Annotated in this window: 23 protein-coding genes; 13 read left to right on the forward strand and 10 right to left on the reverse strand. The window is 71.4% G+C overall.

Translation table 11 applies throughout. The annotated features are described in order from the left end of the window. The first annotated feature begins 20 nt into the window (after positions 1 to 20). Positions 21 to 554, forward strand: coding sequence for a GNAT family N-acetyltransferase (locus C6N31_RS12395; protein WP_138355621.1), 534 nt, complete (start codon positions 21 to 23; stop codon positions 552 to 554). Positions 555 to 571: 17 nt separating this feature from the next. Here the strand turns inward: C6N31_RS12395 and C6N31_RS12400 are convergent, their stop codons facing one another. Further along, positions 572 to 1,189 (reverse strand): PadR family transcriptional regulator, encoded by a 618-nt coding sequence (locus tag C6N31_RS12400; RefSeq protein ID WP_138355622.1) that lies wholly within the window; start codon positions 1,187 to 1,189, stop codon positions 572 to 574. Between the two features lie 66 nt (positions 1,190 to 1,255). Between C6N31_RS12400 and C6N31_RS12405 the strand changes: the two genes are divergently transcribed. Then, on the forward strand, positions 1,256 to 1,768 hold the full coding sequence (locus C6N31_RS12405) for a hypothetical protein (protein WP_138355623.1): 513 nt from the start codon (positions 1,256 to 1,258) through the stop codon (positions 1,766 to 1,768). Positions 1,769 to 1,904: 136 nt separating this feature from the next. Here C6N31_RS12405 and C6N31_RS12410 read toward each other — a convergent pair whose 3' ends face one another. After that, entirely contained in the window at positions 1,905 to 2,552 is a 648-nt protein-coding gene (locus tag C6N31_RS12410) for an HD domain-containing protein (RefSeq protein WP_138355624.1), read from the reverse strand. 141 nt (positions 2,553 to 2,693) lie between these two features. Between C6N31_RS12410 and C6N31_RS12415 the strand changes: the two genes are divergently transcribed. Both C6N31_RS12415 and C6N31_RS12420 read left to right on the forward strand, forming a co-directional pair. Then, complete coding sequence (locus C6N31_RS12415; protein WP_244809631.1) at positions 2,694 to 3,734, forward strand: GlxA family transcriptional regulator; 1,041 nt, start codon at positions 2,694 to 2,696, stop codon at positions 3,732 to 3,734. Positions 3,735 to 3,866: 132 nt separating this feature from the next. After that, a complete protein-coding gene (locus C6N31_RS12420) occupies positions 3,867 to 4,121 on the forward strand; it encodes a hypothetical protein (RefSeq protein ID WP_138355625.1) in 255 nt (84 codons plus the stop codon). 33 nt (positions 4,122 to 4,154) lie between these two features. On the opposite strand, the gene C6N31_RS12425 is transcribed toward C6N31_RS12420, so the two are convergent. Further along, the gene (locus tag C6N31_RS12425; protein ID WP_138355626.1) at positions 4,155 to 4,853 is read right to left on the reverse strand and encodes a hypothetical protein; all 699 of its coding nucleotides are present in this window, start codon (positions 4,851 to 4,853) and stop codon (positions 4,155 to 4,157) included. A gap of 94 nt (positions 4,854 to 4,947) precedes the next feature. Continuing rightward, positions 4,948 to 5,343: a TOBE domain-containing protein gene (locus C6N31_RS12430; protein ID WP_138355627.1), complete on the reverse strand. Its 396-nt coding sequence runs from the start codon at positions 5,341 to 5,343 to the stop codon at positions 4,948 to 4,950. A gap of 208 nt (positions 5,344 to 5,551) precedes the next feature. Here C6N31_RS12430 and C6N31_RS12435 point away from each other — a divergent pair, with 208 nt between their 5' ends. Further along, a complete protein-coding gene (locus tag C6N31_RS12435; protein ID WP_138355628.1) occupies positions 5,552 to 6,781 on the forward strand; it encodes a phospholipase D-like domain-containing protein in 1,230 nt (409 codons plus the stop codon). Here C6N31_RS12435 and C6N31_RS12440 read toward each other — a convergent pair. After that, entirely contained in the window at positions 6,756 to 7,145 is a 390-nt protein-coding gene (locus tag C6N31_RS12440) for an STAS domain-containing protein (protein ID WP_164293936.1), read from the reverse strand. The two genes, C6N31_RS12435 and C6N31_RS12440, sit on opposite strands and share 26 nt — an antisense overlap. A 248-nt stretch (positions 7,146 to 7,393) precedes the next feature. Between C6N31_RS12440 and C6N31_RS12445 the strand changes: the two genes are divergently transcribed. After that, a complete protein-coding gene (locus C6N31_RS12445) occupies positions 7,394 to 7,543 on the forward strand; it encodes a hypothetical protein (protein ID WP_164293935.1) in 150 nt (49 codons plus the stop codon). On the opposite strand, the gene C6N31_RS12450 is transcribed toward C6N31_RS12445, so the two are convergent. Beyond that, a complete protein-coding gene (locus C6N31_RS12450; RefSeq protein WP_307811348.1) occupies positions 7,540 to 8,130 on the reverse strand; it encodes a DNA-3-methyladenine glycosylase I in 591 nt (196 codons plus the stop codon). The two genes, C6N31_RS12445 and C6N31_RS12450, sit on opposite strands and share 4 nt — an antisense overlap. A 230-nt stretch (positions 8,131 to 8,360) precedes the next feature. Here C6N31_RS12450 and C6N31_RS12455 point away from each other — a divergent pair, with 230 nt between their 5' ends. Both C6N31_RS12455 and C6N31_RS12460 read left to right on the forward strand, forming a co-directional pair. Continuing rightward, positions 8,361 to 8,753: a helix-turn-helix domain-containing protein gene (locus C6N31_RS12455; protein WP_187145145.1), complete on the forward strand. Its 393-nt coding sequence runs from the start codon at positions 8,361 to 8,363 to the stop codon at positions 8,751 to 8,753. A 94-nt stretch (positions 8,754 to 8,847) separates the two neighbouring features. Continuing rightward, a complete protein-coding gene (locus tag C6N31_RS12460) occupies positions 8,848 to 9,258 on the forward strand; it encodes a VOC family protein (RefSeq protein ID WP_138355630.1) in 411 nt (136 codons plus the stop codon). A 65-nt stretch (positions 9,259 to 9,323) separates the two neighbouring features. Here C6N31_RS12460 and C6N31_RS12465 read toward each other — a convergent pair whose 3' ends face one another. The 4 genes from C6N31_RS12465 to C6N31_RS12475 all read right to left on the reverse strand — a co-directional run bounded on the left by C6N31_RS12465 (position 9,324) and on the right by C6N31_RS12475 (position 15,341). After that, positions 9,324 to 10,106 carry a glucosamine-6-phosphate deaminase gene (locus C6N31_RS12465; protein ID WP_198357520.1) on the reverse strand — a complete coding sequence of 261 codons (783 nt, stop codon included), beginning with the start codon at positions 10,104 to 10,106 and terminating at the stop codon, positions 9,324 to 9,326. A 129-nt stretch (positions 10,107 to 10,235) separates the two neighbouring features. Next, a complete protein-coding gene (locus tag C6N31_RS45535; protein WP_306664970.1) occupies positions 10,236 to 11,456 on the reverse strand; it encodes a HEAT repeat domain-containing protein in 1,221 nt (406 codons plus the stop codon). After that, entirely contained in the window at positions 11,453 to 14,950 is a 3,498-nt protein-coding gene (locus tag C6N31_RS12470; protein WP_232485102.1) for a HEAT repeat domain-containing protein, read from the reverse strand. Before C6N31_RS12470 ends, C6N31_RS45535 begins: the two co-directional genes overlap by 4 nt. Positions 14,951 to 15,023: 73 nt before the next feature. Then, positions 15,024 to 15,341 (reverse strand): hypothetical protein, encoded by a 318-nt coding sequence (locus tag C6N31_RS12475; RefSeq protein WP_138355633.1) that lies wholly within the window; start codon positions 15,339 to 15,341, stop codon positions 15,024 to 15,026. A gap of 257 nt (positions 15,342 to 15,598) precedes the next feature. Here C6N31_RS12475 and C6N31_RS12480 point away from each other — a divergent pair, with 257 nt between their 5' ends. The 5 genes from C6N31_RS12480 (at position 15,599) to C6N31_RS12500 (ending at position 19,798) form a co-directional block, all read left to right on the forward strand. Next, positions 15,599 to 16,300 carry a phosphatase PAP2 family protein gene (locus tag C6N31_RS12480; RefSeq protein WP_138355634.1) on the forward strand — a complete coding sequence of 234 codons (702 nt, stop codon included), beginning with the start codon at positions 15,599 to 15,601 and terminating at the stop codon, positions 16,298 to 16,300. Between the two features lie 332 nt (positions 16,301 to 16,632). After that, positions 16,633 to 17,433, forward strand: coding sequence for a putative protein N(5)-glutamine methyltransferase (locus tag C6N31_RS12485; protein ID WP_244809633.1), 801 nt, complete (start codon positions 16,633 to 16,635; stop codon positions 17,431 to 17,433). A gap of 44 nt (positions 17,434 to 17,477) precedes the next feature. After that, positions 17,478 to 17,999, forward strand: a complete 522-nt coding sequence (locus C6N31_RS12490; RefSeq protein ID WP_198357521.1) for a GNAT family N-acetyltransferase — start codon at positions 17,478 to 17,480, stop codon at positions 17,997 to 17,999. A gap of 106 nt (positions 18,000 to 18,105) precedes the next feature. After that, positions 18,106 to 18,363: a hypothetical protein gene (locus tag C6N31_RS12495; protein ID WP_138355637.1), complete on the forward strand. Its 258-nt coding sequence runs from the start codon at positions 18,106 to 18,108 to the stop codon at positions 18,361 to 18,363. 208 nt (positions 18,364 to 18,571) lie between these two features. Further along, positions 18,572 to 19,798 (forward strand): FUSC family protein, encoded by a 1,227-nt coding sequence (locus C6N31_RS12500; RefSeq protein ID WP_164606770.1) that lies wholly within the window; start codon positions 18,572 to 18,574, stop codon positions 19,796 to 19,798. Positions 19,799 to 19,826: the final 28 nt, after the last annotated feature.

Below are 19,826 nucleotides of genomic sequence, written 5' to 3' on the forward strand. Positions count from 1 at the left end.
GCGTTCGGCAGGATGCGGGTATGACCGAAATCCGTACCCCCCGCCTCATCCTCCGTCGCTGGCATGACGACGACCTCGCGCCCATGGCGGAGATCAACGCCGACCCGCAGGTGATGCGCTACATCGCGGACGGCTCGGTCCGTGATCTGGAGAGCACCGCAGAGGCCATCGAGCGCTGGGAGGAGGAGTGGGACGAGGAAGGCTTCGGGCTCTTCGCCGTCGAGCTGCTCGCCTCCGGTGAACTGGCCGGATTCACCGGGCTGTCCGTGCCCAGCTTCCTGCCGGAGGTGCTGCCCGCCGTGGAGATCGGCTGGCGGCTCGGCCGGCAGTTCTGGGGCCAGGGCTACGCGTCGGAGGCCGCCCACGCCACGCTGGAGTTCGCGCTCCAGGATCGCGGCCTGGACCGCGTCATCAGCATCGCCGCGGTGGGCAACGACGCCTCCGAGAACGTCATGCGGAAGCTCGGCATGGTCGTGGAGCGTGAGACCGTGCACCCGGAGTACGGGACGCCGCTTCGCGTGCACAGCATCGACCTCACCGAGTACCACGCCTGACGCGAACGGGCCCCGGATCAGACGCCAGGGATCGAGGCCGTGGCGAGCTTCCGGAGCTCCTCGTAGTCCCAGGTGAGAGAGCCGTCGCGCAGGGAGTCGAGGACGCCGGTGACCCATGCCAGTTCGGCGCCGGTGATCGTGCGGACGTATTCGGTCTCCAGCATGGTCACGCGGGGAAGTTGGAAGCCCTCGGCCTCGGTGGCCAGTGCCGCGTCCAGTTCGGCGATCTCCCGGAGCAGCAGGTCCCGGCGCTCGGTGAGCAGCTTCTGAGCGGTCTCCGGGGTGAGCATCAGGAAGAAGGAGAGCGCGGCGGGGAACTCCGGGAACTCGTTGCGTGGCGTGGAGAGGATCTCCGCGAGCCACTGGCGTGCGGCGTCCCGGCCGCTGTCGGTGACCTGGTAGGTCGTGCGCTCGGGATACCGGTGATCGCGGTCGGTGTCCTGGACTTGGATCAGCCCTGCCTCCTGGAGCCGGCTGATCATCTTGTAGAGGGTCGCGCGCTGGCCGACGTTGACGACCTGGTCCTTGCCCCACTGCTTGATGAGGCGCTGGATGCCGTACGGATGCATCGGGCCGTTCTCCAGAAGGCTGAGGATCGCCAGGGCCAACGGGGAGCGCCGGAACTTAGTGGTCACAGAGATAAATGTACACCGCCCTCCTACTAGTTGCCGGAACACTAGAGGGTGTGCCACTATGAAGCCATGGCGAACACAGAGAACCTCCGCGAAGACTTCACTCCCGACAACGGCCCGGTCTGCATCGACGCGGACCACACGATGACCAAGCACCTCGGCAACTGGACCAAGGCCAACCGCTTCCAGATCCGCACCCGGCGCGGCGCGGTCGTCCTGGACCTGCGCTCTCCCGAGATCGCCGACGGCGACATCCACGTCCACGTCGACATCGACCACGGCATGCTCAAGCTGCTCGTGCCCTCCGACGCGACCATCGACCACTTCGGGAGCCTGTCCTGGGTCGGCCGCGGCCGCGTCAAGGACCTCGAGAGCGCCTCGGCGACCCCCAGCGGCCGCCGGATCCACATCAGTGGCAAGGTGCACGGCGGTGAGATCCGCGTTCACCGCAACGGCATGGCGCACCTGTCCGCGATCTTCTCCCGCGCCTTCCTCGAAGACGCCAAGCGCGCCCGCCGCGAAGGCGTCCTGCCCACCGTCGACGACCCGACCCGCTCCGTCTCCGGCACCACCGATCGGTGACCCGGTGCCGCCACGTCAGTAGTCAAGAATTCCGTTCCACGAACATGGTGAGGGCGGCGCGGATCCTCCACGGATCCGCGCCGCCCTCATTGCTTTGCAGACCGCTTCCGGGCAGTCGGGCAGCCGGGGAGCCGGTCTACTCGGGCCAGGGCGAGTTCTGGATGGTCTCCACGAAGTCGCCGCGCTCGAACCCCGGGACGAAGTGCTGGAGGACATCGGCCTTCACGTTCCCGAACGTCGTCTCCGGCTTCGGGGCGATGCCCGCGGTGAACGCCTCCAGGATCCGCCGCTTGAAGTCCGGGCGGGGGTGCAGCGCGGTGATCTCGGCGCGGTCGCTGTCACGGATGTCCCGGTATCCGATGCCCAGGACGTCGTACTCGACGCCGGCGGTGAGCAGCGCGACCTCAGGCTCCATGAAGCCGGGGATGCCGGGGGTGGTGTGCAGGGCGATGGCCGTCCAGACCCGCCGGATGCCGTCCTCGGGGAGACCGTGGCCGAGCAGGAAGCGGCGTGCCTCGTCGGCGCTGTCCACCTCGAAGCGGCGCCCGCTGCCACGGAAGGTTTCGCCGAGGCCCAAGTCGTGGAACATCGCTGCGACGTAGAGCAGTTCCGCGTCGAACCGCAGACCGCGGTTGGCTCCCTGCAGGCTGCCGAACCAGTAGACGCGGCGGGAGTGGTGGTAGATCAGCTCGCCGACCGTGTCGCGCACCAGCTCGGTGGCCTCGGCTGCGAGTTTGGTGTCCGGAACGGACACTCCGGCGGCGCTGGACTCCTGGACCGTCATGGAACGGCTCCTCTCCTCTGCTCGGGGAACGGGCCCGACCGGCCCTGGTGACTGTTCCAGCCTGCTCGCGGTGCCGGACGCCGCGCCATGTCGCTGAAGACAGGAACCCCACAGATGCGGACATGCGGCTACCGTGGACGGGTGCAGCGCCAAGTGATCGTCTTTGCCTTCGACGGGGTGCGGCTGATGGACGTCGCCGCTCCGCTGGAGGTCTTCGCCACCGCCGCGCGGGACACGGGCGCCTACGCCGTGCGGGTGTGCACCCCCGGGGGACGGGACGTCATCACCTCCACCGGCCTGCGGATCGCGGCCGACCTCTCCGCGGAGCAGGCCGAACGCACTCGGTGGACGGACGGGGACGCCCCGGCGGAAGCGGTTGGCCCCGGGGAGCGGGCGGGCCAGGAGGTCACGCTCATCGTCCCCGGCCCCGCCGAACTCGACACCCTCCGGAGGGAACCCGCCCTGGTCGAGCAGGTGGCTCGGCTGGCGGCGCGGGCGCAGCGCGTGGCGGCGGTCTGCACCGGGGCGTTCGCGCTCGCGGCGGCCGGCCTGCTGCACGGCCGCAGGGCGACGACGCACTGGGAGCACGCGGCGGAACTCGCCCGCCGGTACCCGGACATCCGGGTCACGCCCGATGCCATCCACGTCCAGGACGGGACCGTCCTCACCTCGGCCGGGGTGACGGCCGGCATCGACGTCTGCCTGGCGATGGTCGAACAGGACCACGGCCCGGAAGAGGCCCGCCGGGTCGCGCGTGACCTGGTGGTTTTCCTGCAACGGCCGGGAGGGCAGTCCCAGTTCTCCGCCGCCTCCCGCATCACCGCGACGCTCCACCCCGTCGTGCGTCCGCTGTTGGACGCCATCGCGGCCGACCCGGCGTCCGACCACAGCCCGCAGGCCCTGGCCGGGCAGGCCGGTGTGAGCCCGCGTCATCTGTCCCGGCTGTTCCGCGATCACACCGGCAGCACCCCGGCCGCGTACGTGGAGACCATGCGGCTGGAAGCCGCCCGGATGCTGCTGGAACGCGGCGAGAGCGTGACTTCCGCGGCCCGCCACAGTGGACTGGGCAGCGACGAGACCCTCCGCAGGACCTTCGCCCGCCACCTGGGAACCACGCCCTCCGCCTACGCCGCGCGCTTCCGCAGCACGCGCACCGAGGTTCCGCCGGCTCCGGCAACCTGACGTAACGCCTCGTGAACGCCTGTGGGGCCGGTCCCGTCCGGGGCCGGCCCCACGGGCAGTGTCAGACCTCCGCGGTAGCGTCGAAAACCGGTCCGTGAACCGGCGGACGGCGTATGGCTGAGGAGGACCACGATGGGAAACAGGATCACGGTCGACCGGCAGGGCCTGGGCCGGTCACTGACCCAATGGGGAGACGTCTACGGCACGTCCTACCAGCGCGACTTCGCCTCCCTCAGCCGATCCCACCGCGGCCGGCCCGTCGCCGAGATACTTCCCCTGCTGCGCCGGGCGGCCGAGAACGCGAGGCTCGGCTTCTCCCCGGCCGACCTGCTGGAACAGGCCGAAGCCATCAGCACCGGCGCTCCGTACGAGGTGCGGATCGGGTGAGGTGAGCGGTGGCGGGCCGGGGAGGCGGGCGAGTTACGGCCGGGGCTCGCCGAACCAGCGCCATGTGGTCACGCGGGGGTGGCCGGGCAGTTCGGCTCGCCCGGTCGCCCACAGCAGGGTGGGCCAGGGGTGGGTGGTCCGCGGCGCCTCCGGGAAGAGCCGGTCGAGCACGCGCGAGCAGATGTCGGTGGGCGGGGTCCAGGCGAGGCCGAGTCCCTCTGCCAGATCGTGGGTGTGCACCAGGGTCTCCACGATCCCCATCGCGGCGAACCCTTCCGGATCCGACACGCCGAAGCCGTGGAAGGCGCGAGTCCGCGATGGCGTCGTGCGCACCATGGCGACCAGCAGGGCACCGCACGCCTCCAGCACCTGCAGCAGTCCGTCAGGTCCCGCCGTACGGTCCGCGTGGACGGCGTTCGCCGGGCCACCGGGTCGCCGGCTCTCCCAGACGAACGGCACCTCACCCTCCAAAGGCGGTGTCCTGGGGCCCAGTTGAGCCGCGTAGGCGAACAGATCGTCGCTCAGGTGCTCGACGGTCTCCCAGCAATCCCACTCCAGCGAACCGGCCTTACCGTCCCAAGCCGTCGTGGGCGCGTTCCGCAGGGCGGCGACGGCGAGCTGGACCGACCGGTCGAGATCGTCCGCAGTCACGGCGGAAGGCGCGGATGACGGTGCGGCGGACGGCGACGCGGCGGCGGAGGGCGACGGTGAGGCTTCCGATGATGCAGACATGGCAGGACCGTACCCGGCCGGAAGCGTTGCGCGCCGCGCTGCGGTCCCGATCTGCGCGCCGCGCTGCCGTGCCGCTGACCGCTTCCGGATACGACTAGCGCTTGTCGATGTGCACGTCGGTCGACTTCACCCGGGCGGTGACGGTCACCCCGACCGCCAGCCCCAGCTCCTCCACGGCCTCCCGCGTCACCACCGACACGATCCGGTGCGGCCCGGCCTGGATCTCCACCTGAGCGGCCACATCGTCGAGCGTCACGCCCGTCACGATCCCGCTGAACGCGTTCCGCAGGGACGTCGCGACCGCGTCGGGCCCCGTCGGTACCCCGGCGGCCCGCTCCCCGGCGAACGCGGCCAGACTCACCCCGTCGATCACCCGGTTCCCCGGGCCGTGCCGGTCCATCCGGATCTGGCCACCGTCGGCCCATCGCCGGACCGTCTCGGGACTCACACCCAGCACTCTCGCTGCCTGGCCAATGCTGTAGGACGACACGTCCGCACGATACCCGTGCGCCGCGCGCCGGCGGCTTCCGATCCGCCGGATCCCGGACGCGCCACGGCACGGCCAACTTCGGCGGCAGCACCGGCAGGTGTGTACGTTGGCCCAGTCCAAACGGCTCACTTCGCTCCGAGATCCGGACATCGGTGCCGTACGGCGGGGCAGCACACACCTCAGCAGCTCTCTACGCAGGAGAATCCGCATGACGACCGTCGAGGACCACGAGCAGACGCTGCCCGGGGCCGGTGCGCCAACGGTGCCGGGCGAGCTGTCGTACCCGGAACGGAAGCAGCGGATACGGCGCCGGCTGGAGCGGCTCATCGGTATCGCGGCGACCGAGAACAACGCCCTGGTGCCGCTGCGCAACGGTGACGAGATCTTCGCGGCGATGCTGGGCAGCATCCGGGCGGCGCGGTACACGGTCGACATGATGACCTTCGTCTACTGGCGCGGTGCGATCGCCCGGGAGTTCGCGGCCGCGCTCGCCGGCCGGGCCCGCGAGGGCGTGCGGGTCCGGCTGCTGCTGGACGGATTCGGCAGCCGGCTCATCGAGCAGGAACTGCTGGACGAGATGGAGCAGGCCGGGGTGCAGGTCGCCTGGTTCCGCAAGCCGCTGTGGCTCTCACCGCTCAAGCAGAACCACCGCTGCCACCGCAAGGTCCTGGTCGTCGACGAGTCGACCGGGTACACCGGCGGCGTGGGCATCGCCGAGGAGTGGTGCGGCGACGCCCGCGACGAGAAGGAGTGGCGCGACACCCATGTGCAGGTGCGCGGCCCGGCGGTGGACGGTATCGCGGCGGCGTTCGCCCAGAACTGGGCCGAGTGCCACGCCGACCTCTTCGACGACCGTGACCGCTTCATCGAACACGCTCCGCAGGGCGACGCGATCGTCCAGGTGGTGCGCGGCTCCGCCAGCTTCGGCTGGCAGGACATGCAGACCCTGATCCGAGTGGTCATCGAGTCGGCCCAGGAACGTCTGCGCCTGGCCACCGCGTATTTCGCACCCGACGCCTTCTTCATCCATCTGCTGTGCGAGGCGGCCCGGCGTGGGGTGGAGGTGGAGATCCTGCTGCCAGGACCTCACACCGACAAGCGGGTGTGCCAGCTGGCGGGGCAGAACTTCTACGAGGAGCTGGTCGCGGCCGGAGTGAAGATCTGGCAGTACCAGCCGACGATGATGCACGCCAAGGTGATCACCATCGACCATGTCGCCTCGCTCATCGGGTCGACGAACTTCAACCGGCGCTCGCTGGACCATGACGAAGAGGTCATGCTGGCCGTTCTCGACGAGACCTTCACCGCCACCCTCGACGGGCACTTCGAGGAGGACCGGGCGGTCAGCGAACTGATCGAATCCGGCTCGTGGAACCGGCGTTCCTCCATGCAGCGGCTTCAGGAAGTCGCGGTCATCCCGATCCGGCGTTTCCTGTGATGCCGGTGGCGCCGGGAGGCAGCAGGAGTCCGGCGGCCTCCTCGACGCCGTCGGTCAGCGTGAGGACCTGGTCGGCGCCGGTGAGTTCGAGGGTGCGCAGCAGCTGATCGCTCGGCGCGGCCAGGACCAGGGAGCCCCCGCGGTCGTCCAGGGTCTGCCGCAGGCTGAGCAGCAGCCCCAGTCCGCGTGAATCGCAGAAGCTGAGTTGGCCGCAGTCCAGGATCAGCCGCACCTGGCCGGTGTCCAGCACCGATGCGGTGGCATCGGCCAGCACCTGCTCGCTGTCCAGGTCCAGTTCACCGACGACCGCCAGGACGGCCACGCCGTCATGACGGTGTATCCGTCGCGCCTGCAAGCGCGTCATGGAGCACTCCCACTCGAAGATCGACTGCCCCGTGCCGTCATTCTGCCAGGCGGTCCGCCTCCGGTCAGGCGCTTCGCACACTTGTGCCCTCGTGCACCGATGGAACCCGGCCGGACCAGCAGAACAGGACCGGGGCCGGGGACTGGGATGGAGTGGTGAGTGGTCCCCCGGCCTTCCGGGAGACCTTTCGGGAGCCTTTCCCGGAGCACGTCCCAGAACAGTGTCCAGAGCACATCCGAGGAGAAGCGATGATCACCATTGTGTGTCACTGCGGCGACAACATCGGCCTCCCGAGCGGGACCGAAACCGATCAGGACGATGGGCGTATCTACCACGGTGACGACGACGGCAGGCCCACGGCCTGCCCGCTCGACGACGAAGGGGAGATCCGCGCCTAGCGAGACGTGGGCCGGCCCTGGGCCGTGCACGTCGTGGCGTGGTCGTTCACGACGCCGACCGCCTGGAGATAGGCATAGGTGATGGTGGTGCCGACGAAGGTGAAACCACGCCGCTTCAGGTCCTTGCTCAGCCGGTCGGAGAGATCGGTGCGCGCCGGCAGCGGATCCGTGGGCCGGGGACGGTTGACCACGGGCGTGCCGTCGACCCACTGCCACAGGTAGGTGTCGAAGGAGCCGAACTCCTCGCGTGTCGCGATGAAGGCGCGGGCGTTCTTCACCGTGGAGGCGACCTTGAGACGGTTGCGGACGATACCCGCATCGGTCATCAGGTCGTCCAGCTTGGCCTGCTCGTACCGGACGATCTTCCAGTAGTCGAAACCGTCGAGGGCCTTGCGGTAGTTCTCGCGCTTGTTCAGCACCGTGGACCAGGACAGACCCGCCTGGGCGCCTTCCAGGAGCAGCAGCTCGAACAGATAGGCGTCGTCATGGGACGGGACGCCCCATTCGGTGTCGTGATAGTCGGCCATGAGCTCGGAGCCCTCGGACCAGGCACAACGGTTGACGGTACCGGCGGTCGCTGCGCTCACGGGCTGTCCTCGGGGCTGCTGGGTCGGGCAGGGAATGTCGGGCAGGGCATACGGACTCGGCCGCCGCCCCGGAACTGCCGGCCCGGGGCGGCCGCCGGTGGTCCGGATACACCGGATGCTACTGCGGGGCACTGACAGTCGCGGGTGCGCGACACCGCACTGCGGGGTGGTGGCGCGCACGGGCCGCCGGATCTTCTCCGGACGCCGCGGAACCGTGGTGTGATGGCGCCGTGAGCAGCGCAGCAGAAGAGACCAACCGCCGCATGCTGCGGGCCCGGGACGCGATGGACCGTGCCTACGCGCAGCCGCTGGACGTCGCGGCCCTGGCCCGGATCGCCCATGTGTCGCAGGCCCACTTCGCCCGCACCTTCCGGGCCACGTTCGGGGAGACGCCGCACCGCTATCTGCAGCGCCGCCGGGTCGAGCGCGCGATGTTCCTGCTGCGGGAGACCGACCACAGCGTGACGGACATCTGCTTCGAGGTCGGCTTCGGCAGCCCGGGGACCTTCAGCCGCACGTTCCGGGACATCGTCGGCCGGTCACCGAGGACGTACCGCAAGGAGGCGGCGGCCGCGAACGTACCGACGTGCTTCACGATGGCGTGGACGCGGCCGAGCGCCTGACCGCAGTCACTGCCCGTCGGCGCTGTCGGGCCCCTCCGGAGACCGAGCAGTTTTGGATAAGTTTTCGCCCGGCCCGCTCGGTAGCGTGATGCACATGTTCACCGCAATCACGCACTCACAGATCTACGTCCTCGACCAGGACGAAGCCCTCGACTTCTACGTCGGTAAGCTCGGCCTGGAGGTCGGCGCCGACATCGACATGGGCTTCATGCGCTGGCTGACCGTCAGCATCCCGGGTCACCCCGAGCGGCAGATCCTGCTGGAGAGGCCGGGCACTCCGGCGATGTCCGAGGAGACGGCACAGCAGGTCCGCGAGCTGGTGACCAAGGGCGCCATGGGCGGCCACCTCATCTTCAGCACGGACGACTGCCGCAAGACGTACGAGACGCTGCTGAGCCGGGGCGTCGAGTTCACCGAGGAACCCACCGACCGCCCGTACGGAATCGACTGCGGCCTGCGCGACCCCTTCGGCAACAGCATCCGCTTCACCCAGCCGAAGGCCTGAGGCCCCTCCGGGCCACGACCGCTCCAGCGGCTGCTGTCGGACAGCAGCCGCTGGAATGGCACGGACTAGAGGAACTGCCGGGTGGGCTTCGCCGCGTACGTGGCGCGGAAGTAGTCCGCGAGCTTGAGGCCGGACGCGGCCGCTTCGTCGATGACGACGGTGGCATGCGGGTGCAGCTGCAGCGCCGAGGCCGGCACCATCGCGGACAGCGGGCCCTCCACGGAGAGCGCCACGGCCTCGGCCTTGGCCTCGCCGGTCGCCAGCAGCACCAGGTGGCGCGCTTCCAGGATGGTGCCGATGCCCTGGGTGATGACGTGGTGCGGAACCTCGTCCAGCGAGTCGAAGAACCGGGCGTTGTCCACGCGGGTCTGCTGGGTGAGCGTCTTGATGCGGGTGCGGGAAGCGAGCGAGGAGCAGGGCTCGTTGAACCCGATGTGCCCGTCCGTGCCGATGCCGAGCAGCTGCAGGTCGACACCGCCCGCGGCGGCCAGCGCGCGGTCGTAGTCGGAGCTGGCGGCGGCGACGTCCTCGGCGGTGCCGTCGGGGCCGATGAAGGACGCCTCGGTCAGTCCGAGCGGCTCGACGACCTCGCGAAGCACCACCGAGCGGTAGGACTCGGGGTGCCCCTTGGGGAGGCCCACGTACTCGTCGAGCTGGCAGATGCGTGCCCGCGAGGCGTCGAGGGTGGCGGCGCGGACCCGGGCGGCCAGCGCTTGGTAGATCGGCAGCGGCGTCGATCCGGTGGCAACGCCGAGCAGGGCGTCGGGCTTGCGGGCGAGCAGGCCGGCGATCGCGGAGGCGATGAGTTCGCCGCCCGCTTCGGCGTCCGGAACGATCACTACTTCCATGCTGATTCCACCGTTCTGAGGCATACATATCGTGGTGTAGACCAATTTACCGGAGGAGGGCGGCGGACGGGGCGGCGGTCCAGCACTCGGAACCCGCGGTACGGCAAAGGTTCACGACCAGGTCACGCGCTATCCGCCGGCCGCCAGGATCCGTTCCAGCACGTCGGCATAGCGCGTCCGCCGGTCCGGTCGGGCGTGGTCGGCCGCGTACCGCAGAGCGGGGACCGCCGGTGCGCCCATGACGATCAGCCCCTCGGCCGCTGTCTTCCGGACAACGGGATGGGCGTGCTCCAGCAGTCCGGTGATGGCGGGGATCGCGGGCTCCCAGCGCGCGTGGCTCAGGGCCAGGACCGCCGTGCGGACGACATTCGGCTCGGGGTCGTCCAGCAGCACCGAGGTGTGCCGCAGATACGTCCGCCGGTCGAGCACCGTCCGTGAGGTCCGGTGGGCGTGCAGGCGCACCCTGGGCCGGGGATGGCGCAGCAACTCGCCGATCAGTTCCGTCAGTTCGGCATCGTCGGGGTGTGCCCCGGCCAGCCGGGTGAGCGCCCGGCGGATCTGGTCGGGGGTACCGGTACGGGCCAGGTTCATCATCTCGTCCCGGGACGGACCGGGCACGGCTCCTCCCGGCGTGTCCTGGGCGCGGGCGCGGAGCGCCGCCAGAGCGGCGGCGTCCTGCGGCCCGGCGTCCGGGCCGCGCAGGGGGCCCTCGACGAGAAGGAGCCCGTCAGCGAGAGCGTCGTGGCCCTCGGCGCGCAGCCGCCGGCAGATCCGTTCCAGCGCGGGGGTGCGCAGCGGCGCACGGCCGGTGAGCAGATCGAGGAATCCCCAGGCGCCGGCGTCCAGACGGCCGGCCAGGTGCTCGGCCAGCGCATCGGCGGGCACCCGGCGGAGCAGGTCACGGGCGGTCGGACGGAACGCGGGCGAGCCTTGCTCCCAGTACTCCAGCAGCAGCGGGACCAGCGGAAGCAGATCCCCCTGGTGGAGCTGCCCGGCCACGCGGGCCACCCGGTCGGGCAGGATCTCCGGGCCGCGCAGTTCGACCAGGCCGATGCCGGTCAGCAGACGCGCCACCTCACCGCCTACCCGCACCGTGACACGGCCACGGAGGAACGCCCGCAGTACGAGAAGCCGGGTCTCCGGCTCGGGCCACTCCAGGAGCGCCCCCGCGGCGGTGTCCCGACGGTCCCGGTCGGCGGAGTCCAGCAGGGTCAGCAGGCGCTCCCGAAGGGCGGTCGAACGGGGCTGGTCCAGGTCGTCGACCCGTACGGTGCGCGGTGCGGGGACTGCCTCGCGGGCGGTCTCGGCGAGGGTCCAGGCCGGTGCGTCGAGCGGCTGGAGATCCGTCATCCAGTCGAGGAGCGCATCGCGCGCGCAGGGGCGGGCGAAGGCGTACGCGTCGACCAGCGCGGCCAGCCGCTGCCGGGAGCCAGGGACGTCGTCGTTGCGGTGGCGCAGCTCCTCCAGTGCCAGGGTGCTCGGGGCGCGTACGCGGAGTCCAGCGCGCCCTGCCATGCGGCGACCTCGGCGGATGCCTCGGCGGCCTCCCGGGTGCCGGCCCGGGCGGGGGAGTGAGGGTCCGGAAGGACGGTGAATGCCTCCCGCAGGACAGCGGACTCGGCCTGCCAGGCGTCGGCACCGAGCCGGGCCGCGGCGAGCGCCTGGTCGAGGTCGGTGCGCAGCAGTACCGCTCCGCACCGGCGCAGCAGCGTCAGCGTGCAGCGGTCGCCTGCCGGAGCGGGCGGCAGCGCGCGCACCGCGTCGGCGAGAACCGACCTCCCGACGGCGGACAGCTTCGGTGCGAGGGCTTCGAGAACGGCGAGGAGGGCGTCGCGATCGGCGGCCGCGAGGGCGCCGGGTCCGCCGGCGAGTTCGTCGAGCACGACTCCGGTGGAGCGGGACAGGACCGTCAGCTCGTCGTCCGTCCACGGCGCCGGGCACAGGCGCAGGGTGAACCGCAGGACAGGGCCTCGGACGCGGGGTTCCGCGGTGGCCAGCCGGAGCCAGTCAGCCAACAACGGGCGCAGCGCCGTCAACTGCCCGGCGGTCGGCGGATCCGGCCGCTCGGCGATACGGAGGGCGACCGAGGGGTCCCAGCCCCGGGTCGTCAACGACCGTACGTCGCGGTCCGGTTGGCCGTCCCCCGCCGGCCGGCTGCCGGGAGGTACGTCGATTCCGTGCCGGGTCATGGCCGTTGCCAGATCCTCGACGGTTCCGGCCGTGAGGTGGACCCGGCCGGCTGCCACCAGGGCGAGCAGAGCGGGTGCGACAGGGGAGGCCTGGTGCTCCAGCGCGCGGACCGCGCGTGCGGACAACTCGCCGTCGAGGCCCGCCAGCAGCAGTCCCCGGGTGCGGTCTTCCCCGTGGTGACCGGATCGGGGCCCGGAGTCGTGCCCGGAATCGTCCTCCGGAGGGTGCTCGGCGGCGGCGAGGACGGTCGCCGCGTACGCGGCGCCGAGGATGGCGCGCAACGCTGCGACCAGTGCGTCACGTAGCCCCGGATTGTCGTGGTGGCCGAGCCGGAACAGCAGTTTCGGCACCGTCGCCGGCGTGCCCACCAGGGCCAGGACCCCGGCGGCGGTCTTCTTGATGTTCATGTTCGGATGGTCGAGACACGCGGCGACCGCACCGGCGGCCCCGCGGGCCCGCGCATGGCCCAGGGCCAGCAGCGCCTGCCGTACCGTCTGGATGTCCTGGACGTCCCGGGTGGCGGTCAGCGCGATCAACGACGCCGACAGCGCCTGGGCGTCGTCGCCGGTGGTGTCACGGGCGAGCAGCGCGATCACGTGCTTGCGCACCTGCGGGTCGCGATTCCGCAGCAGGCGGTGCACCCGTCGGCGGGTGCGCGCGTAGGGCACCCGCAGCAGCAGTTCGAGCAGGATCGTCCGCTCACCGTCCGACACGCCCGGCCGGTCCAGCAGATCGAGCGCCATGCTCGCGACCAGCGCATGACCGGCCGCCCGCGCGGTCGTGGCGTCGAGCAGACAGGCAGGCCGGATCCTCCCGCGTTCGTGGAGACGAACCCCCAGAGCACACACGGCATTGAGGACTTCGTCGGGAACCGCAGGCTCGCCGGCCGGCGGCCGGTCGCGGACGGGCCGCGCCGCGCCGCTCGCCTCCTCGGCCGCGAGATCGGCCACGACGCGCAGCAGGAGGTCCGCGACGACCGGCAGGGTGCCGACGGCCGCGTGGGCGGCCAGTCTGCACAGGGAGGCGACCGGCTCGTCCGGGTCCAGATGGGAGCTCAGGAGCGCCAACTCCTGTTCGTCCGGGCCGCCGAGGTCGGCCGCGATACGGCGGGGGAGATCGGCGGCGTCGAGACGGCCGAGGAGAGCGCGCCGCTGCTCCGGATCGGTCGTCAGCAGCCAGAGCAGTTCCAGGGCGCGCTCGCGTACGGCGCGCAGGTGAGGTGCGATGACCCCCGGGTTCTCCGCTCCGGCGAGACCGAGCCCTTCCCGCAGCGCCGCCACCGTCCGGTGCCCGCCGATGGCTTCCAGGGCGTCGAGAGCAGCCGCGGGCACCGAGGTCAGGTGCGCGATCACCGTGTCCTCGGCGTCGGTGTGCCGCAGCCTGCGGATCGCGTCGAGCAGTGGTCCTGGCTCGGGAGCGGACGGAAGCAGACGCGTGATCGCCTCCCCGATCCGCGGCTCCTCGCTCCCGGACCCCTGCTCGGACAGAGCGACGAGCAGGTCCATCCTCCGTTGCCGGTCGGGGTCGGCGGCGGCTGTCTCCCGCTCCAGCAGGACATGGGCCATGGTCCGACGGCAGGTGAACATGATCGTCGCGAGCTCACCGGCCGGAATCGAGTGATCGGCCAACGCCAGGCCGACGATGGCCGGCACGTCCGTCTCCGTGGGGAAGTGCCCGCGCCGGTGGAGACCCCGCAGACACGTCACCGCCGGTGCGGCGAACAGCAGCGGGTCCTGCGCGGCGCTCGCGGTCAGGCGGGCGATGTCAGCACGGTCGGCCAGGTCGCCGAGGAGTTCCATCGCGCGCCGCCGGAGAGCCGGCGACAGGTCGGGATCGTCGACGACCCGCAGGAGGTGGTGGCGGTGCCCGTGCCGGGCCGCGGTCGTGAGCGCGGCCTCGGCTGCGGCCGGCCCGGCGTTCGCCGAAGCCGGGCCGAGAAAGGGGGCCAGCAGCCCGGCCGGCAACGGATCCAGCGCCGCCCATGGCTCGGCGAGCTCCTTGAGCACGTCGGCCGTGACGTCGGTGACGTCCGTGGTTCCGGCACCGAGCAGCCGCATCAGCTGTTCGCGGACCAGCGCCGGAGCCAGCAGCCCGGCGTGCAGGCCCTGCCGGGCCAGTCGCAGCGCCGCGGCCGTCAGCACCGGGTCGTCGGTGCGCGCCAGCTCGTCCACGAGCTGCCCGGGTCGGTGCGCGTCGGCGACGGATGCTCCCCGTACGGCCTGGTACAGCAGCTCTCCCGGCGGTTCCTCGCGGAGCGCCGCCGGATCGTTGAGGAGCTCCGCGCGCAGCCAGGCGATCCGCACCCGCACCGGCAGCGGCGCCGCACGCCACAACGGCCAGGGCCGCCCGTCGAGGTGCGGCCCCAGCCGTTCGTAGAGTCCTGCCAGTACGAGCGCCGCCTCCGGCGGTCCGGCCGCCGATCCCGGCAGCTGCGCGGCGAACGCGGCCGACTCGACGTCGTCGGGTCGGGGGTCCGAGGCGAGCCGCTCGCTCAGCAGGGTCAGCCCCAGGTACCGGACCCGGGGATTCTCGTGCCGGACGAGACGTCCGAAGACGTCCGGCGAACAGTCCCGCACGTCCAACCGGTCCGCCAACCGGCCGATGTCGGCCCGGCGGAGCGCATCGTGGAAATCTTGGTCTGCCGGAGTCGTCATCACCGGATGCTAGCCGCGGCGATTCCGGCTCCACCAGCCGGTTTCCGGTAGCAGGTATCCGGAGGACCCGGCCTTAGTTCACATCGATCGCGGTGATCACGGGATTCCCCAAGGGCGCGGACTGCTCGTCCAGACCGGCGCCGCGCAGCGCGCTCTCGGCGAGGGCGAGGGCCTCCGCACGTGCTGTACCGCTGTTCTCCGCCTCCACTTCCAGACGGAGGGTGAACGTGGAGGTGTCCGGGTTCAGGCTCAGCGCGTCGAGATCCGCGGACTCGCCCTCCGCGACTTCATGGGGATCGGTGCCCTGGAGAGCGGCCAGGATCTTCCCCCTGGTCTCAGGGGTGAGCGGCGCCTTCAGGGTGCCCGGCAAGGAGACGACGAAATTACTCATGAGCGTCGACTACCCACTGCCGGGCATTTCCCACCAGGCCGGTGCCGGTGAAGCGCCCGGACGGGGCACAGCGTGCGCGGCGGCCCCTGGGCGACATTCCCGCAGGCGGCGGGCCATGGACGGGAGTCCGCGTCGATCGTTCCCCGGGAACGGTCCGGCCGTTCCAATCGTCTACAGTGCTGTAGACAGACAGCTCCGCCGCGGGCCGCCGGTAACGGACCGTGCCGGGCGCTCGGTGGGTGAGGAGGCAGGCCGGCATGATCGCGAACCGCGTCGACCCCGGCGATACGCGGCCGCGCGCCCACTTCCCGCTCTCCCTGGCCGCCGCCGCGGTCTGCGCAGGGGCCTTCGTCCTGCTGGCGGTGTTCGTCCTCATCCGCCACGGAGCGCCGTTCCCCGGGGACGGGGCCGCGCACACCTGGTCGATGGTCCACCGGCCGCACCTCGCGTTGACCGTGGCGCGCCGGATCACCGCGAGCGGTACGGGGTTCTGGCCGTACGCGATGGCGGTGGCCGCCGGGCTGATCGTGGGGCGTGACACCCGGCAGCGGATGTACGCGGTACTCGGGGCCGCGGTCTTCCTCGGCGTCGGGCAGGCCGTCCGGTACGGCCTGATGGAAGCGATCGGCCGGGCCCGGCCGGCCGTCGGCGACTGGGCCGGCCACGCGTCCGGCTTCGCTTTCCCGTCCGGGCACGCCACCACCTCGGCGATGGCCGCCGGTCTGCTGGCCTGGGCCGCGGCCGTCCGCGGCCGCCCGGCGGTCGCGCGAGTGTGCTGCGCCGTTCTGCTGTGCTGGGCCGCGGCCGTCGGCGGCACCCGGGTCTACCTCGGCATGCACTGGCCGAGCGACGTCCTTGCCGGATGGCTACTGGCCGCGGCGTGGATCGGTCTCGGCGCGACCCTTTACGCGCGGTACTTCGCGCGCCGTGGCCTGGATGGCGGCAGGCCCCCGAACTGACGATGCGTCACCCTGCCGCCGGTCAGCGGACGGCGTAGCCCCGCAGGCCGTTCTCGACGAGATCGAAGGCGGCCTTGGCCCGTGCCACCGCGTCCTCGTACATGGCGCCCGGGCGGGCCGTCGCGTTCACCGGGGTGCCGCTGCCGCCCGGCCCGGGTCAGGTACAGTGTTGCCGTCGTTACCAATGATCAACTGAGGAGGTGGGACCCATCACCGCTGTATCAGGTCGGGTGCTCCCCCTTCGCGGCCGTGCGGCTCACCGTCAGGCATAGGTGACCCGCGGGAGCGCCCAGAGGCGTTCCGAAAGGCTCATCGTGCCGGCTTCACCATCAGTGTTTCCCTTCCCCGCCATCGTCACCAGGCTTCGCGCCGCCGGCTGTGTGTTCGCCGAGGACGAGGCGGAGTTGCTCGTCTCCACCGCACGGACCCCCGCCGAACTCGCCGCCATGGTGGAACGGCGCGTCGTCGGTCTGCCCCTCGAACACGTCCTCGGCTGGGCGGAGTTCCACGGCCACCGGTTCGTCGTCGACCCCGGGGTCTTCGTGCCCCGCCGCCGCACCGAGTTCCTCGTCGATCAGGCGGCGGCCCTGCTCCGGCCGGGGTCCGTGGTCGTCGACCTGTGCTGCGGCTCGGGCGCCCTGGGCGCCGCGCTGGTGTCCGACCGGAACGGGGACCCGGGTTCCGGGCCCGGCCCGGTGGAGTTGTACGCCGCCGACATCGACCCGGCCGCGGTGCGGTGCGCCCGGCGCAACGTCGACGCCGTCGGTGGCCAGGTGTACGAAGGGGACCTCTACGCGCCGCTGCCCGGTCCGTTGCGGGGCCGGGTCGGAATCCTGCTCGCGAACGTGCCGTACGTACCGACCGAAGAGATCGAACTGCTCCCCACGGAGGCCCGGGTCCACGAGGCCCGGGTGGCACTCGACGGCGGTACCGACGGACTGGACGTCCTGCGGCGGGTGACCGCGGAAGCGGCCCGTTGGCTGGCCCCGGGCGGCCATCTGCTCTTCGAGACCAGCGAGCGGCAGGTACCGGAGGCCGTCGGCATCGTCGCCCGCGACGGACTGATTCCACGGGTGGCAACTTCGGAGGAGCTGTACGCCACCGTCGTCATCGGCACCAGGCCGCCGGGGTAAATCCGGGTGTGCTCCCGGCAGCGCGCGTGATACCCCTCGATGCCATGGAAGATCTTGTGACGGCGCGGCTGGTGCTGCATCCGATGAGCGTCGTCGAGGCGCGGCAGGTGATGGCGGGAGTGCCCGGGGAGGGTGCCCGGTGGGCGCCGGGGTATCCGGACCAGGGGGATGTCGCCGGCGCCCGGCGCTTCCTGAACACCTGTGAGCAGAGCGGGGATCCCCAGCCGTTCGGCGCGTACGAGCTCCGCCGCCGCGAGGACGATCTGGTGATGGGCGGGCTGGGTTTCCACGGCCCCGCGGACGAGAACGGCGGCGTGACCATCGGCTACGGCCTGGTCCCGGCCGCCCGGGGGCACGGCTACGCGGGCGAGGCGCTGCGCGCACTGCTGGTGTTCGCGCGCGCCCGCGGCATCTCCCGCGTGCACGGTGACACCGCGCGGGAGAACATCGCGTCGCAGCGTGTCATGGCCGCGGCGGGCATGCGGCTCGTCGCGGAGGACGAGCGGCTGCGGTACTACACGATCGAGTGGACGGGGATGCCCGGGACGACCTCGGAGAACGCCTGACCGCGCCCCGGTGGCACCGGCTGCCCGCCCTCACGCTGCTACGTCCCGGAGGGTGGGTTGTTCATGGTTTGCGTGCCCTCTCGGCGTCCCGCGCGTTACATCGATCATGAACGTTCGTCGATTTCTCACTGCCGCCGCCGCAAGTTCCGCGCTTCTTGCCGCCGCCGCCCCCTGTGCCCAGGCTCTTGACTTCGGAGGAACCCTGAGTGGCACGGCGCAGACCGCCGCGACCACCGGCCAGCAGGCCAAGGAAGCGGCGCAGGGCGTCGTCGGAGACAAGCTGGACAGGAAGGTGGGAGCGGTCAAGGACACCGTGAAGGCGGGCAAGGACGCGGTGAAGGCCGGCCACGAACTGGTCAGCTGAGCGCACCCGCAGTTCGGGCGCCGTCTCCCGGTCCTCCTGTTCCTCCCGGGCGGCGACCGGGTGACGCTGCCGGCGACACCAGGAGGATGCGTCGCGGCCCGGACCGGCGCGGGTAACTTCACACCCACGCCGGTCCGCCCGAAGCCCCGTGCCGGTCACCGGCTCAGGTCCGATGCCTGAGCCCTCCATGATCGGGAAGGGGTGGGAGATGCCCGTCGTACCTGATCCCGTCGTCAAACTCGTCCAGAGGTCCAACGAACCGGTCGTCGCCCAGACCCTGCGCTCCACCGCGGCAGCGGTCATCGCCTATCAGGCCGCGGTGTGGCTCACCCCCCAACCGGCCCCTCTGACGGCGCCGCTGACCGCGCTCCTCGTCGTCCAGGTCACCCTGTACGCCACACTGACGACGGGGATCCGCCGCGTCAACGCGGTGGTGGCCGGCGTCCTCATCGCGAGCGCCTTCAGCTCCCTGGTCGGGCTGAACTGGTGGACTCTGGGCCTGACGATCCTCACCTCGCTGGTCATCGGACGCTTCGTACGGGTGGATGAGTTCGTCCCCGAGGTCGCGATCAGCGCCATGCTCGTCCTGGGTGTCAGCCAGGTGGCGAACACCGCGTGGGACCGCATCCTGGAGACCCTGATCGGGGCCGGCGTGGGTCTGCTGTTCAACCTCCTGTTCGCGCCACCCGTCTGGGTGGAGTCCGCGGGGGAGTCCATCGAGGGGCTGTCCCGCCGCATGGGCCGGCTCTTCCGCGACATCGGCGCCGAGCTGTCCGGGCACACCCCCGTCGAGCGCGCCGCCGGCCGGCTGCACGAGGCCCGCCGTCTCGACCACGACATCGTCGAGGTGGACGCCTCCCTGCGGCAGGCGGAGGAGAGCCTGCGGTGGAACCCGCGGGTCCGCGAGGGGCTGCTGTCCCGGGTCGTCCTGCGGACGGGCCTGGACACGCTGGAGATCTGCGCCGTGGTGCTGCGGGTCCTGACCAGGACGCTGACGGACCTCGCGAAGGAGCGCACCGAAGAGGCGCTGTTCCCCGCCGACGTGGCGGTCGCGCTCAACGAACTGCTGCGCCATGTGGCCATCGCCATCGAGAACTTCGCCGTGCTGATCACCACGCAGGTCAGCGCGAACGCGGAGGAGGCGGAGGACGAGCTGAGCCGGGCGCTCGAGCAGAGCGGCGCGCACCGCGAAACGGTGGCGCATCTGCTGCTGGACAAGGTGCGCGAGCACCCGCGCCAATGGCAGCTGCACGGGGCGCTGCTGGCGGAGATCGACCGGATCCTGGACGAGCTGGACGTGGAGAAGCGCTCGGTCCGGCTGGTGGAGGAACTCGACCGTTACTCCCGTGAGCAGCGCGAGCGCTTCCCGCGCCTGGACGCCTTCAAGCGGCGCCTGCTGGGCTCGGGTCCGCGCCTCTCCCGGGCCGATCCGTGATGCCGGACACGAGCCCGCAGGGGTGTCG

Origin of the sequence: Streptomyces fildesensis, from assembly GCF_016107395.1 — a bacterium.
Classification (GTDB): domain Bacteria; phylum Actinomycetota; class Actinomycetes; order Streptomycetales; family Streptomycetaceae; genus Actinacidiphila; species Actinacidiphila fildesensis.